The 14,800-nt window shown below is 46.4% G+C and carries 11 protein-coding genes, 1 pseudogene and 1 riboswitch; of the genes and pseudogenes, 10 read left to right on the top strand and 2 right to left on the bottom strand.

All coding sequences use genetic code 11. The features are described from left to right. The first annotated feature begins 189 nt into the window (after positions 1 to 189). Entirely contained in the window at positions 190 to 753 is a 564-nt protein-coding gene (locus AAA952_RS06010; protein WP_338255298.1) for a tRNA-uridine aminocarboxypropyltransferase, read from the top strand. Between the two features lie 162 nt (positions 754 to 915). Here AAA952_RS06010 and trhA read toward each other — a convergent pair whose 3' ends face one another. After that, positions 916 to 1,599 carry a PAQR family membrane homeostasis protein TrhA gene (trhA, locus tag AAA952_RS06005; RefSeq protein WP_338255296.1) on the bottom strand — a complete coding sequence of 228 codons (684 nt, stop codon included), beginning with the start codon at positions 1,597 to 1,599 and terminating at the stop codon, positions 916 to 918. A gap of 507 nt (positions 1,600 to 2,106) precedes the next feature. On the opposite strand from trhA, the pseudogene AAA952_RS06000 reads away from it, so the two are divergent. The 9 genes and pseudogenes from AAA952_RS06000 (at position 2,107) to AAA952_RS05960 (ending at position 13,611) form a co-directional block, all read left to right on the top strand. Beyond that, positions 2,107 to 3,491, top strand: a pseudogene (locus AAA952_RS06000) (hypothetical protein). Positions 3,492 to 3,658: 167 nt separating this feature from the next. Further along, positions 3,659 to 3,757, top strand: a riboswitch (TPP riboswitch). Between the two features lie 200 nt (positions 3,758 to 3,957). Beyond that, complete coding sequence (thiC, locus tag AAA952_RS05995) at positions 3,958 to 6,093, top strand: phosphomethylpyrimidine synthase ThiC (protein ID WP_338255294.1); 2,136 nt, start codon at positions 3,958 to 3,960, stop codon at positions 6,091 to 6,093. A 2-nt stretch (positions 6,094 to 6,095) separates the two neighbouring features. Further along, the gene (locus AAA952_RS05990; RefSeq protein WP_338255291.1) at positions 6,096 to 8,048 is read left to right on the top strand and encodes a bifunctional hydroxymethylpyrimidine kinase/phosphomethylpyrimidine kinase; all 1,953 of its coding nucleotides are present in this window, start codon (positions 6,096 to 6,098) and stop codon (positions 8,046 to 8,048) included. Continuing rightward, the gene (locus tag AAA952_RS05985; RefSeq protein WP_338255288.1) at positions 8,041 to 8,937 is read left to right on the top strand and encodes a HesA/MoeB/ThiF family protein; all 897 of its coding nucleotides are present in this window, start codon (positions 8,041 to 8,043) and stop codon (positions 8,935 to 8,937) included. The genes AAA952_RS05990 and AAA952_RS05985 overlap by 8 nt, the downstream gene beginning before the upstream one ends. Positions 8,938 to 8,953: 16 nt before the next feature. After that, on the top strand, positions 8,954 to 9,157 hold the full coding sequence (gene thiS / locus AAA952_RS05980; protein ID WP_338255286.1) for a sulfur carrier protein ThiS: 204 nt from the start codon (positions 8,954 to 8,956) through the stop codon (positions 9,155 to 9,157). 1 nt (position 9,158) lies between these two features. Next, entirely contained in the window at positions 9,159 to 9,923 is a 765-nt protein-coding gene (locus AAA952_RS05975) for a thiazole synthase (protein WP_338255284.1), read from the top strand. Next, positions 9,920 to 11,035, top strand: coding sequence for a 2-iminoacetate synthase ThiH (gene thiH, locus AAA952_RS05970; protein WP_338255282.1), 1,116 nt, complete (start codon positions 9,920 to 9,922; stop codon positions 11,033 to 11,035). Before AAA952_RS05975 ends, thiH begins: the two co-directional genes overlap by 4 nt. 102 nt (positions 11,036 to 11,137) lie before the next feature. After that, positions 11,138 to 11,401, top strand: coding sequence for a chemotaxis protein (locus AAA952_RS05965; protein ID WP_263161351.1), 264 nt, complete (start codon positions 11,138 to 11,140; stop codon positions 11,399 to 11,401). 5 nt (positions 11,402 to 11,406) lie between these two features. Continuing rightward, on the top strand, positions 11,407 to 13,611 hold the full coding sequence (locus AAA952_RS05960) for a putative metalloprotease CJM1_0395 family protein (protein WP_338255279.1): 2,205 nt from the start codon (positions 11,407 to 11,409) through the stop codon (positions 13,609 to 13,611). A 147-nt stretch (positions 13,612 to 13,758) separates the two neighbouring features. Here AAA952_RS05960 and AAA952_RS05955 read toward each other — a convergent pair whose 3' ends face one another. Further along, entirely contained in the window at positions 13,759 to 14,667 is a 909-nt protein-coding gene (locus AAA952_RS05955; RefSeq protein ID WP_268649249.1) for a LysR family transcriptional regulator, read from the bottom strand. Positions 14,668 to 14,800 lie beyond the last annotated feature (133 nt).

Genomic DNA, 14,800 nt, shown 5'->3' with positions numbered 1-14,800 from the left:
TATCACTTTCAAATCATGTGTTTAATATATGATTTTATTTCACACATAACTGAGTGAGCAGGGTTTGGTTAGCGATTAAACGTCGTTATTTCAACCTGATCTTTTAAGCTGATACTGCTTCGAGCCTGTGGCTGACAACAGTAGATGTTTAATGCTATTTCTCATTCTTTTGCCGCAGCAAGGAAGGCAATGCAGATTATTTTATTGACCCACGAACGCGAGTTAAGCCGCAAAACAAATACTGGTCAACTCGCGTTAGCCGCATTCCCTGAAGAGGTGAAAAGTATCGTCTGGTCGAGAACGGCACCTGATAACGATTTAGTGGCTATGCTGGCATCGCAGCAGGCTAAACTGTTGTTTCCAGCAAGTGAAACTGAGCCCGCTTTGCCCACTGAACATAACTACTTAGATACGGATTTAGCTGAGCCAGTGCTCTCGAATGCACAAATGTTGTTAGCGGCAGCACAATCTACAGTGATAGCAGAACAGCGAATGCCGAGCCAAGTGGTGATTTTAGATGCAACCTGGCAGGAGGCACGTAAGATGCTGCGCCAGAGCCCCTATCTGAAAACGGCTGCACGAGTCAGTTTGCCACCACTTATGCCTGAATCCGCTTTTATATTGCGGCGTAATCAACAAGAAGGGGGCTTGTGTACCGCAGAATGTATTATTGCGCTTTGGCGCCAGTGTGGCAGAGCAGAACAAGCGACGCTATTAGCGTCGCTGTTTACTGAATTGAATAGCCGTACTTGATTGCGATGTTCGAGAGAACGTTTGAGGAAGTGCATGAATAGATAATTAACGACTTTTAGCTTTGACCCTTATATAAACCACCGTCAGTTGAATCACCATCTGTTAAGTCATAGTCATTTAAATCAGAGCCAGTTAAATCACCATCAGTTAAATCATAGTCATTTAAATAACAGTCAGATAAATACACAGAAAGTGACTCATGGCACCGCCAAGCACGAACAAATGCCAAATGGCATGGTTAAATGGAATGCGTTTCCCGACGTAGAACACAACACCTAAAGTGTAAAATAATCCGCCTAAGATCAATAGATTAAAACCTAACTCCGACATGGCCGCCGTTAAATCGCCCATCACAGTGACACATAGCCAACCCATGGCGAGATACAAGACTAAGCTTAACTTTTTGAATTTGTGAATAAATAGCGTCTTAAATAGGACCCCACCAATCGCAAGCGACCAAATCGCTGTTAAAATCACTATCGATTGCGTCCCCTGTAGGCTTATCAGCATCAAAGGTGTGTAAGTTCCTGCAATCAAGCAGTAAATTGCGCAGTGATCGGCGATCTTAAGTTTATGTTTCCAGCCTGAATGGCTAACGCTGTGGTATAAGGTCGAGCATAGAAAAAGCACTATGATGCTCGCACCATAAATGGCAACGCCTGTTAGTTGAATTGGCGTTAGATGATCTTGCCCTTTGAGTAACATCAGTACCAATGCCACTATGCCTGCGATGACGCCTAAGCCATGGGATACGCTATTAGCGATCTCTTCTTTAATACTATACGGCCCAGACTTAGCAGGGTTTTTAGCTGGGTTTTGTTGTTCGATAACACTTTGACTCGACATGGTAGATACACACTCGCAAACGATAATGACTGAGTCTATCAGTTAGGAAAATAAATCACCATATTTAAGCGTACACTTGTAAGCTTAAATTTCATGATTGGCTTCTATTGTTTTCACCTTTTATCTTTTTTACGCCGTCTTGTATTCCCGTCAGCGTATCGCATTGATGATGTTATCCGCTTTAAGACGTAAGAGTTAGCAAGCATTTTCCCATCAATTTAGCGCGATTGTGATCTCAATTCCCAGCCTTATTTGTCTCAACTGACAAGTGTCTTACTAAGCATTAGCGTAAGCACTGCGCTTGTAACGTGTTGCATTCGCGTTGAACTTTACCCTGTTTGCCTCCTCTAATCTGCGTTGAGCACTCGCAAGTAAATGCAATCATTGGATAATTCGTTTTCAATATTCACCAACCTGATATTGGATTGATATTGAATTAGAGTGCAATCGTTCCACGTTAAGCGTCATTGAAATCAATGGATACTATACAAAACCTAAGGATGGATTTTGCCTTTTCAACATCAACCCAAGGCCGCGCCTTTATTGACAGCATCTCCTACAGCGATAGCGATTGGAGATGATGCTGATAGTGCTTTGCTGATTTCGGTCACATCGCCAGAAGGTGAGACTTTTATCGCATTTGATCATCAGCTCGGTGAACTGGATGCTGCTCAAACGCCTGTTTTTACCACTAATGCGGAGCCATTAGCGTTCAATAGCGGTGCAGGCTTTTTAGTCACTGAGCATGACACCCAAGCTATAGACCAAGAGCAAGCCCAAGATTTGGTACTGCAAGAAATCCGTGCTGAACATCAAGATCAAGATAAATTGGTTTCTGAATCTGAATCCAAACCTGAACTGTCTAGGACGATACAAACTAGTGTTCAGGGATTGGGGACGGGATCCGTTTTGCGTGCTCGTCAGCCGTATTTCAAAGGATTCAGTTTGTTATTTTTTGTGCTCTTAGTGCATGCGTGTTTATTTTTACTTATCTGCATTTTGTGGCGCCCGCAGTTAAATCCCTTTGGATTGAAGGAAATAGAAAGCCGTGGCCCTAAAGTGACAGCGATCAAGGCTTACTTTATTTATGCTCCCGCGGTAGAGAAAGCTGAAACCTCGGAGTCCGAAACTGAGATCAAGGCCGAGGATAAGACTGAAGCGACAAGTTTAGTTGAGCCTATACCAGTTCCCACACCTCCAACTCAAGTTAAGCCTCTGCCAATACTTGATAAGGTCATGCCTGAAACAATAGCACCTGAAAAGGCCGTCTCTGAAAAAGTGGAAGCGGAAAAAGTAGAGCAGGGAAAAGTGAAGCCAGATACGGTTAAACCGGACATCAATCAATCGAACCAATCTCAATCAAAGAGAACTCAATCAAGTGCCCAAAGTGAAGTACAGCCCGCTGAAGTGACGGCAAAAAAACAACTAATACGCTTGATACCACAGAATTAAAGCCGCAGCTTGGCGCTAAGAGCTCGCCTGCAGCAGAAGGTGAGAGCACAATAGCGACAAGCTCAAGCATGAGTTTATTCACCCAGCAATATTTTGAACGTCAGCGCGAGCAAGCGCTCGATGCTCTCGTCATTGAACAGGCCGATAAGTTCACCCGGAAATCGAATATGAGTGAAATGAGCCCAGAGATGGAGGTGCTATTTGTCCCTAATGCTGATGATTTCGGTGGCACAACGAGTCTAGATTTACCCTTAGACCCAAATCGTATTGTGCGTAAAGGGGATACTTGTTATCGCGTGGTACAAGTCGGCACTCAAGTTAATCCTAACGCCGAAAATTTAGGTTTTCCCATTAACTGCAGTGGCAAAAAAATCAATCAAGCTATTGATGATGCCATTCAATCTCGATTAAACAAAATGATGCACAAACCCCATAAATAGTGACTTTCTTTTATGATTTATTTTCATTCTAATTATAGTCTTTTTAGTTTAATTTTATTTAATCAATTAAAAACAATTAATTATGAATCTTTATTTTGGATTGGTGGTTAAGATTTTTAATTGCTTTTTCCCTTGTTTGTTGCTGCCGCTTCTGTCTATACTGCGCACTCATCTTGTCGGAGTGCCTCTTGGCTGAGACCGTTTATTCGGGATCCGTTGAACCTGATCAGGTTAAAACCTGCGAAGGAAACAAGCGTAATAACACATATTAAATCGCCAAAATAGACGGCTTGAACACCTGTTAACTCAGCAGTGTTTTAAGACTTAATGTTAGATTTAATTGTTATTGAGCAGGGTAACTCAATTTTCGAAGCCAGTGTTGGCCACAAAAATTGATTGCCGTGTCCAGCTATCAACAACTCAATTCTCCAGACAAGCAACTCCATTTTTTAACGTGAGATTGCTTATGTCCAGTTCAAACCAAAACCCAGCTGTAGCTGCCAATTCGATAGAAATCACAGCGCCAGATTCGACAATCCCTAATAAATCGACAGTGCCTAATAAATCGGCTGAGTCTAGTCAATCAATCGTGCCTAAGGCGCCGAGTCGCCGCGAAACCCGCGCGCAGGCCCAAGCCTTTATCGATACGTTAGCGCCGCTGCAACATCCTAATTCACAAAAGATTTATCTCGAAGGTTCAAGTGCCGATATTCGCGTTGGCATGCGGCAAATCCTGCAGACTGACACCCTTGTCGGCGGTACAGATGATGCGCCTATCATGGAAAAAAATCCGCCAATCCGCGTGTATGATTGCGCTGGACCTTATTCCGATCCTGAGGCCGATATCAATGTGCGTCTAGGCCTTGGAAAATTAAGACAAAACTGGATCCTAGCCCGCAACGATACAGAGCAATTACCCTGCGCGACCTCAGACTTTACCCAACAAAGACTCGCCGATGATGGTTTAGACCATCTGCGTTTTGAGGCGGGCTCGAGTGCAATTGTCCGTCCACGCAGAGCGCTGCAGGGTAAACGAGTCAGCCAATTACACTATGCCCGTCAAGGGATTATCACTCCCGAAATGGAATATGTGGCGATCCGCGAGAACATGGCACTTGCGCAAGTACAGGATGAAATCCTCAATCGTAAAGCCAAGGGCGAAGCTTTTGGTGCCTTAGTCGGCGAACCGATTACCGCCGAATTTGTCCGCGCTGAAGTCGCCCGTGGCCGCGCGATTATTCCGCTGAATATTAACCATCCCGAAGCCGAACCTATGATCATAGGGCGTAACTTTTTGGTGAAAGTGAACGCCAATATCGGTAATTCTGCGGTGACCTCTTCCATCGAGGAAGAAGTGGAAAAGCTCGTCTGGTCAACCCGTTGGGGCGCAGATACGGTCATGGATTTATCCACGGGGCGTTATATCCACGAGACCCGCGAGTGGATCATCCGCAACTCGCCAGTGCCCATTGGCACAGTGCCGATTTATCAAGCGCTGGAGAAAGTGAACGGCGTGGCAGAGGATTTAACCTGGGAAGTGTTCCGCGATACCTTGATTGAACAAGCGGAACAAGGTGTTGATTACTTTACTATTCATGCTGGTGTGCTGCTGCGTTACGTGCCGATGACGGCTAAACGCGTTACTGGGATCGTTTCCCGCGGCGGTTCAATTATGGCCAAATGGTGCCTGAGTCACCACAAGGAAAACTTCCTCTACAGCCATTTTCGTGAAATCTGTGAGCTTTGCGTTGCCTACGATGTATCCCTGTCTTTAGGTGATGGTATGCGTCCAGGCTCAATTGCCGACGCCAATGATGCCGCCCAGTTTGCAGAGCTTGAAACCTTAGGTGAGCTAGTCAAAATCGCATGGGAATACGACGTACAAACCATTATCGAAGGGCCGGGACATATCCCGATGCAGCTCATTAAAGAGAACATGGACAAGCAGTTAGCTCACTGCGATGAAGCGCCGTTTTACACGCTTGGCCCGCAAATCACCGATATCGCACCTGGGTATGATCATTTTACCTCCGGCATAGGTGCGGCCATGATCGCTTGGTACGGCTGCGCTATGTTGTGTTATGTCACGCCAAAAGAACACTTAGGATTACCGAATAAACAAGATGTTAAGCAAGGTTTGATTGCTTATAAGATTGCTGCCCACGCCGCCGATGTGGCCAAAGGTCATCCGAGTGCGCAAATTCGTGATAATGCGCTGGCAAAGGCGCGTTTTGAATTCCGCTGGGAAGATCAATATAACTTAGGACTCGATCCTGAAACCGCACGTGCTTATCACGATGAATCTTTACCGCAGGAATCGGCTAAAGTCGCGCATTTTTGCTCTATGTGCGGCCCTAAATTTTGTTCGATGAAAATCACCCAAGATGTGCGCGCCTATGCTGCAGGTTTAGAAGCAGCACAAACGAAGGCAGAGTCAAAGCCAGAACCCGTTGAAGCAGCTGACCAAGTCATGCAAGTCACAATCAAGACGCCGCAGGAGTTGGAAGCAGCAATGGCGCTAAAATCGGCACAATTTGCTGCTTCGGGCGCCGAGATCTATCACGTGAAAGACAAGCTTGTCGCCGAAGCAGAGGAAGCCTAATTATGTCGGGTATTCATGGGGGTAATTCGCCCATGAATACCGAGCGCCCCACGTTTGTCTGGACTATAGCCGGTTCAGACAGCGGCGGCGGTGCCGGTATTCAGGCGGACATGGCGACAATTCAAGATTTGGGCTGTCACGGTTGCTGCGTGATCACCACTGTGACGGCGCAAAGCTCAGTAGCAGTCACTTTAGTCGAGCCCGTATCAGCGGCGATGTTAATGGCTCAGCTGACGACTTTGCTTTCAGACTTGCCACCCAAAGCAATTAAAATCGGCTTACTTGCAGATCAAACTCAAGTGGCATTGTTGGCAGATTGGATCGCGAGTTTTAAAATCCACTATCCATCTGTGCCTGTGATTGTCGATCCTGTGATGGTCGCCAGTTGTGGCGATGCATTAGCAGTAGATAACTGTCAGGATATAAAAAGTACGGCTAAATCAGCCTTAGATTTTAGGCCTTTCAAAGGTTTAATCGAACTTATCACGCCCAATGTGCTTGAACTTGGGCGGTTAACTCACAGTGATGTTTTGACCAAATCGCAGTTCGTTGCTGCAGCACAGGCTTTATCCCAGAGTTTAGATTGCAGTGTGCTTGCTAAAGGGGGCGATGTGAGCTTTGGCAGCACTGATATTCTTGATGATACTCATGCTAAAACTCACGATAACACTCATGCTCAAACTCAGGCTAACGTTCATGTTAGCACTCTCGATAGCAACGGCTGGGATCATGGGCTTGCCGAGGATTATCTGGTTTGCCATCACGTGCGCGCGAGCTCTGAGCTGCATCAAAATGGGTGCTTCTGGTTAGTAAGCAAGCGGGTTAATACCCGTCATAACCATGGTAGCGGCTGCACTTTGTCATCGGCTATTGCCGCCGTGTTAGCGCAGGGTTTTGTATTGCAAGATGCTGTGGTTGTTGCAAAAGCCTATGTGAGTCAAGGCTTAAGCTCGGCGATTGGTTTAGGGCAAGGTCCAGGGCCGTTGGCCCGTACGGGGTGGCCCAATGACTTGTCCCGCTTTGCCAAGATAAATCTGTGTGATGGCAATTTTATAAGTCATCACCTCAATCAACATCTTGATGTTAGAAGTGATTTAGTTGCAACAGTTTTATCTGCAACAGATCAGGCAACCGCTCAGGTAAGAATAGTCTCGACGCCACCTCAAAATATTTTATCCCACGGTTTTAAAGTGCTCGATGCCGATCTTGGTGTTTATCCCGTGGTGAGTGATTTAACCATGTTGGAAAGTTTGTTAGTTGCCGGCGTTAAAACCGTGCAGTTACGGATAAAAACCGATTCAAGCGAGTCAACCGCTGCAGTGTTAGCCGAATCTGATTCAGGTAAGTCTGCGCTAGGTAGATGTGAGTCAGGCAAATCTAAGTCAGGCGAACCTGAGTTAATTGGCTCTGAATTAGAGGCAAAAATTCAAACGGCCATTGCCTTAGGCAAGCATTTTAATGGGCAGCTTTTTATCAATGATCACTGGCAGTTAGCGATAAAATACCATGCCTTTGGGGTACATTTAGGCCAAGAAGATCTCGCCGTTACCGACTTAGCGGCCATTCAAGCCGCGGGACTCGCGTTAGGTCTATCCAGCCACAGTTATTTTGAGTTGCTACTGGCGCATCAATACTCGCCATCCTACATAGCGCTTGGGCATATATTCTCAACCACGACGAAGCAAATGCCTTCGGCGCCCCAAGGGCTCGCAAAACTTAAACATTATGTGGCGTTACTCCAAGACCACTATCCCTTGGTCGCCATTGGCGGCATCGACTTAGCTAATCTGGCAAAGGTGAAAGCCACTGGGGTCGGCAATATTGCTGTGGTGCGCGCAATAACCGAGGCTCAGGATCCAGTCGCAGCATTTGCAGAGTTGAGCCAAGCTTGGGAGCAATGTAGCTTGTCTGAAGAACTGGCTGTAAAGCATGAGTTGGTTGCTAAGCATGAGTAAAAACCAACCGCTTGCTCACGCAGAGGTTCTTTGCGACGGTACACAAAGCGCTCATACACTCAGTGATTCAGATTTCATGCGTTATTCTCGGCAAGTCTTATTGCCAGAGGTCGGTGAGGCAGGGCAATTGCAATTGGTCGAAGCCAGCGTTGTTATTGTAGGGCTTGGCGGCTTAGGGCAATTGGCGGCGCAGTATCTGGCTTGTGCTGGCATTGGCAACTTGACCTTAATCGACATGGATAAGGTTGAAGTTTCGAATCTACCAAGACAATTGCTATTCACCGATGCCGACATTGGACTCAATAAGGCGCGAGTTGCCAAGCAAAAGCTCAAAGGCTTAGCGCCGCAGTGCACTGTTACTGCCCATGAAACAGCATTTAGTGCTGAGACATCAGCTCATCACTTCGCTGAGGTTTTACAATTAAAACAACAGGGTAAAAGAGTGCTCGTGCTTGACTGCACTGATAACTTTGCGACCCGCCAAGCCATTAATCGCAGCTGTATCGAAGCTGCTTTACCTTTAGTCAGCGCGTCAATCGCAGCATTTAGCGGCCAATTGTTTGCAGTCGATCAAGTGCAGTTCCCCTCTGGTGGTTGTTATCACTGTATTTTCCCCGCACCGACGAGAGTGTCACAGAGCTGCAGTACCCAAGGCGTACTTGGTCCGAGCGTGGGCGTGATGGCGTCAATGCAATCTTTGGTGGCTATGCAACTTTTGTTGAATATGGATAGTTGTAATGAATCGAAAAGTGCCTTGTTGGGGCGTTTTTGGCGCTTCGACGCTAAGTCACTTTCATGGACAGCGGCGGCATTAACGCGGGATCCCCACTGTGACGTATGTGGTCCAAAAGAGGTTCGTTCATCATCCTATAAGCCCAGCAAACTATAAAGTATGGAGGTTTGATATGATTTTAATTCACATAAACAATATCCCGCAGTCGTTATCTGAGCCGACGTCACTCGCGGCTGTGATCCTCGCGCAAGATATAGCCCTCGATTCGGTTGCTATCGTGTTGAATGCTGAGGTGATTCCGCGTAATCGCTGGCAATCTATTCTCTGCCAACATGAAGATAAATTAGAACTTTTTTCAGCAGTGGCGGGAGGCTAATATGTTAAAGATTGCTGATGTGGAGTTTGAGTCGCGGTTATTTACCGGAACGGGAAAGTTCAGTAATAGCCAAGTGATGATCGAGGCGATAATGGCTTCAAAATCGCAGTTAGTCACAGTTGCAATGAAACGAATTGATTTCAAAATGGGGCTAGATGATTTGCTCACGCCGTTACGTCAAGCGGGTGTACAACTATTGCCTAATACTTCTGGGGCGAGAAACGCCAAGGAAGCGGTGTTTGCGGCTGAGCTTGCCCGTGAAATGCTGGGAACTCATTGGATTAAGCTCGAAATCCACCCCGATCCTAAGTACCTGATGCCCGATGCAATTGAAACCTTAGCAGCGGCCAAGATTCTCTGTGATAAAGGTTTTATCGTGATGCCCTATGTGCATGCCGATCCTGTGCTCTGTCGCCGCTTGGAAGAGGTGGGCTGCGCTGCGGTTATGCCACTGGCGAGTCCGATTGGCAGTAATCAGGGTTTAGTCACTGAAAGCTTTTTAAAAATCATCATAGAGCAGGCGCGGGTGCCAGTGGTGATCGATGCCGGTATTGGCGCGCCTTCACAGGCTGTGCGGGCAATGGAGCTGGGCGCAGATGCTGTGCTCGTCAACACTGCTATCGCCAGCAGCGCGTCGCCGATAGTGATGGCCGAGTGCTTTAAGGAGGCGGTGCAATGCGGTCGGCGAGCCTTTGAAGCTGGGCTTGGCCGAGTACAAACTGGCGCGGTACAGACCAGTCCTCTGACGGGATTTTTAAACCAATGAGTTTTGTAGAGGAATTTGCCAACATCCCACGGGATAAACTGTTACTCGATCTGTATTCTTGCACAGCCCAAGATGTCGAGCGGGCGTTAGTGAGTCCAGCAGGGGATTTACGCAGCTTACTGGCCTTGATATCACCTGCGGCAGAGCCTTATATCGAAACCATGGCACAACGTTCAGCGGCGCTTACGCGGCAGCGATTTGGCGCGAATCTGGGCATGTATTTACCGCTATACGTCTCGAATCTGTGCGCTAATGAATGTGATTACTGTGGCTTTAGCATGAGTAACAAACTCAAACGCAAAACCTTGAATGAACAGGAGTTGATGGCCGAAATAGCCATTATCAAAGATAGGGGGTTCGATTCGATTTTACTGGTGTCGGGTGAGCATGAAACTAAGGTTGGTATCGATTACTTCAAGCAGATTTTGCCATTGGTAAAGCAGCAATTTAGCTATGTGGCGATGGAGGTTCAGCCCATGAGTGAGGACCATTATCGCCAGTTAGTCGCGCTAGGTTTAGATGCTGTGATGATTTATCAGGAGACCTATCAGCCCGAGACTTATGCTCGTCACCATTCCCGAGGTAAAAAAATGGATTTTGCCTATCGTTTAGCAACACCGGACAGAGTTGCGGCGGCGGGCGTTGATAAAATTGGTCTTGGGGTGTTACTGGGGCTGGATGATTGGCGTTTAGATGCGTTAATGATGGGATATCATATTGACTATTTAGAGCGTCGCTATTGGCGCACTCGCTTTAGTATTTCGCTGCCAAGGTTAAGGCCTTGTACTGGCGGGATCACTCCAAAAGTTATTCTATCGGATTTAGGTTTAGTACAAATGATTTGTGCATTTAGACTTTTTAATCATCAGCTTGATATCAGCATGTCGACAAGGGAAAGCCCTGAGCTGAGGGATAATCTTTTACCACTTGGAATTACTCACATCAGTGCGGGTAGTTCGACACAACCGGGCGGCTATCAAGCACCCGACAGTCAACTCGATCAATTTGAGATAAGCGATGATCGCAGCGTCGAGCAAGTCATTGAACAGATGCAACGGCAGGGTTTTAATCCCGTATTTAAGGATTGGGAAGCCAATTGGATCACAGGATAAATAAGACCGTAAATAAATGGTGAGAATGCGGATAAAACCTGTACTTTTGCAGGTGGTTGGTCAATAATTGACCCATTAATCACAGCGTGCAGGAATACCGTTATGCAAATCCAATCTGCTTATTCATCCGGTCTGCAAGGCTTGCAAAGTGCTCAATCTGGGCTCACTCAAGCAACAATAGATGTGGCTAAACCGACACCGACGCAAAGTGCATCTCCGGCTGAATCTACAAGAGATGTTGCGCAGCCTGATAAAACCTCGGCATTACTTAACGCTAATGAGTCATTAAGACAAGGGGAAGCGTCAACAGAAGTGATTGAAACTGATTCTGAAACGATAGGTTCGATCATTAATATTAAGGTGTAAATATCATGTCGGTTGTGGCGCTATCACCTAAGGTTGGAGCGCCATCCTCTTCATTTTCGGCACATGATAAGATGCTAAGCTCGAATCTAAGCCAGAGTCACGCTAATAGCACTTATCAAGGAGCCAGCGCTCACACTGCGGGCTCCGCAAAAATTGAAGCGAGTGGTGTCCATGAACTACAGGTTACTGGAACTTCATTTGCTCCAGTTCAAGCCACGCCTATTACTTCATTAGCTGCTAACGTTTCTCAATCTCTCCACTCATCACCGAATGTGTCTTTTGCTGCTTCTAGTGCTGTTTCATCAACTGCTGCATCTGTACTTCCTGTACTGAATGGTGCAAGCCAAGCACCCAAGATCGATCCTTTTTCCGTACCAACGCCAAGGAGCAATCCTCAGGTAAATACGTTAAATGATCGAGCTAGCTTACATGCCGATGCGAGTTTTAGTTTGTTAACAGGACCAAGATCCATTTCTGGTGTACGCGGGGGACAGATTGCGACACCTATTTCTACTCAGGTATTTTCGCCTGTCGCGGGGACGAGTAATAGCGGACTTGGGGTTAACTCCTTGGCTACAATAAGTCCAAATATCAGCGTAACGAGCAATATTCCCGTTGATATTTTTACGCCTCTGAGTCCATCAATTGGCACGAGTGGTACTGATATTCCTGCTTTCAATCCATCCAATACGGGTGATATTTCTCCAATAATGCCTGATTTAGCTGCAGTGTTTGGACCACAAACTGTCTTTACTGGAGCTGCGTTAGTTGATCCCACTACGACCGATTCTGCAATCAACAGTTCTGCAAATAAGAGTGCTGTAAATAAGAATATAGCAACGAGTGCAGGTCCTGTTGGTCAGTCAAACCCTGCGCAAGCCGTAGATCAATCAGCTAGCAATGATGTTGCTCAACCGACTGTGTTAGAGCAATTTACTCAAGTTTTCGGTGAAGCTCAGGCTCAAGCTGGTCCTGTAGATGCTCCTGCGACAGCGTCTAATCCAGATGATAGTCAACAAGTCTTAGCTGCTGTCTTTGCCCCAAATGATAATCAGCTTGAAAAGCAAGTACAGGAAGAAGAATCGCGGAAACAGCAAATAGCAGCAGCGGAAGAGGCAAAGCAGCAATCACTGGTTCAGCAGGCTCAGGAACAAGAGATACAAGCCCAAGAAAAAGTACAGGCTCAACAGCAACAGCAAGTCGATGAACTTAAAACTCGAGATTCAGAGGTTAAAGCCCATGAGCATGCCCACGCAACCGTCGGAGGACAATACGCTCAGAGCCCGAGTTTTAAGTATGAAAAGGGTGCTGATGGCCAACGTTACGCCACCGATGGCGAAGTGCAGATTGATGTCTCTCCTGTGGGAGGCGACCCGCTTGCAACGATAAACAAAATGAAGCAAGTTTATGCCGCAGCAATGGCTCCTGTTGACCCGTCATCAGCGGATATCCGTGTTGCCGCGGAAGCCTTGCAAAAAATGAATGAAGCTAAGGTGATGCTGGCAGAGGAGCGACAAAAACAAATTGTTGACTTGCAAACGGCTCAAACATTAATAGACGCGGATGCTCAAATCAAAGAGTTGCCACCGTTAGAAAAACATACACCTGTAGTGACGGGAGACGTTGATGAGTCAGGTAATATTGCTCAGCCCCAAGAAGCTGTATTCACCCCCGCCTCTACTGCGCTTGATAACCTAAAACAAGCGATCGAGGCGCAAACGGCCAATACGAGAGTTATTGATACGGGTTCGAAAACCTCTTCTGATATCAGTGACTCAATCACTACATCGATCACAGTGGAAACGATTGAGCCACCGACCGCAACTTTAGCATTTGGAGAAGCTTCAACTTCAGCGGATTTAGCGACGGGTTTTATCTCAAGATCCGATAGTGCTGTAAGCCGTTATTATGCCGCAGTTGCACAAGCCAGTGCTGGACCTTCAGCTCGTGTCGATATGACGCAGCAAGCCAATATTCAGCCTTCGTATCTGGCATCTTCAAATGAGCTGCATAGCAATTTGCAATCTACGGATGTTTTGTCCGCAAATGATGTAAATGAGCAGTCTTCAAATATCAGTGCTAGCGCGAATTCGAATGTGTCTTTGCAGAGCAAGTTATATGTGGAAGATGACCTCTTGCAGGAGACAGGATTTATTCAGCCGCAATACTTGGGTTATCAACAAGCGCGCTATGTCGACTTTAGTGTGTAAGATTAGGCTTTAACTATTCCCATGATTCGCTATTCATCATCTTTTGCGAAACAACCTCTCAGTACCACTAAGAACTAACCATTTAATCAGCAGTTAGCACTTATCGTTTTGCTCACTCGAATTGATAACTCGTTTAGTATCTTGCTGTTAATGACTATTCGTCGTTTCAATTCCGTGCTGTTTTAAAATCAAGGAAGCAAGCAGTTTTGATGCAGGCCCTTGTTGATCTCTTTTAGGGATCACTAAGCTCAACATGATACGACGTTTTTGGCTGCCCTCAAGATGTAAACGTACTAGATTACCCGAAGCCAATTCTTCTTGGACTAAGAAAGAGGGGATCCAACAGAAACCAATACCTTGATTTAAAATGACTTTAGCTTCATGGAAGTTAGAGACTGTCCAGCGCTGTTCAGCTTTGAGCCAGCCGATATCAATGTTGGATTGCACTCCAGTATCTTTAATCACTAACTGTAAATATTGTGCCAGTAGTTTATCGTCTTCAATTGTGCCTAAGTCAGTGAGTGTGTGATTTGGATGACAGACGAGGTAGAGTTCTTGTTCACATAAGGGTTCGGATAAATACCCTTTAGGCGGCACCCCTGCACAGATAGCAATATCGACTTTACTCTGCAGAATGAGCTCTTGAGTGCCGGTGATCACTGAGTCCAGCATGATGATTCGAGTGCCACGACTGTGGGGCAGAAACGCATTGAGGGCACACACTAAGCTTTCCATCGGATAGATAATTTCACGGGCAATCGTGAGTGTCGGCTCCCACCCTTGTTCGAGATTACTCGCAAGTTGTTCTAACTCGTTGACGGCTTGGGTAACATGCCGTGAGCGGCGCAGCAGCACTTCGCCCTGCGGGGTGAGATAGGCTTTACGGCCTTTGACTTCTAGTAGCTCGATACCTAACTGATGCTGTAATTTGGCAACGGCATGGTTAAGTGACGATTGACTCTTGTTGAGTTTTTCGGCTGCTTGGGCATAGCCGCCAAAATCGACCACCGCTTGCAAAATACGCCATTGTTCTAAGGTAGATTTAGCCCGAGTCATTATAATCTCAAAAAAACGATAGATTGAGGCTTATAGTGGCCATTTCTTACGACTTTTTCAATTAAATATCATAGAGTCAGTCATTCTCACGACATATAGATAGTTATGTCGCGCTAAGTTAGTGAGGGGATAG

It is taken from the genome of Shewanella sp. M-Br (assembly GCF_036245925.1).
Taxonomy (GTDB): Bacteria; Pseudomonadota; Gammaproteobacteria; order Enterobacterales; family Shewanellaceae; genus Shewanella; species Shewanella oncorhynchi.
The sequence above is the reverse complement of the archived record's forward strand: the minus strand, read 5'-3'. Positions and strand labels throughout refer to the sequence as shown.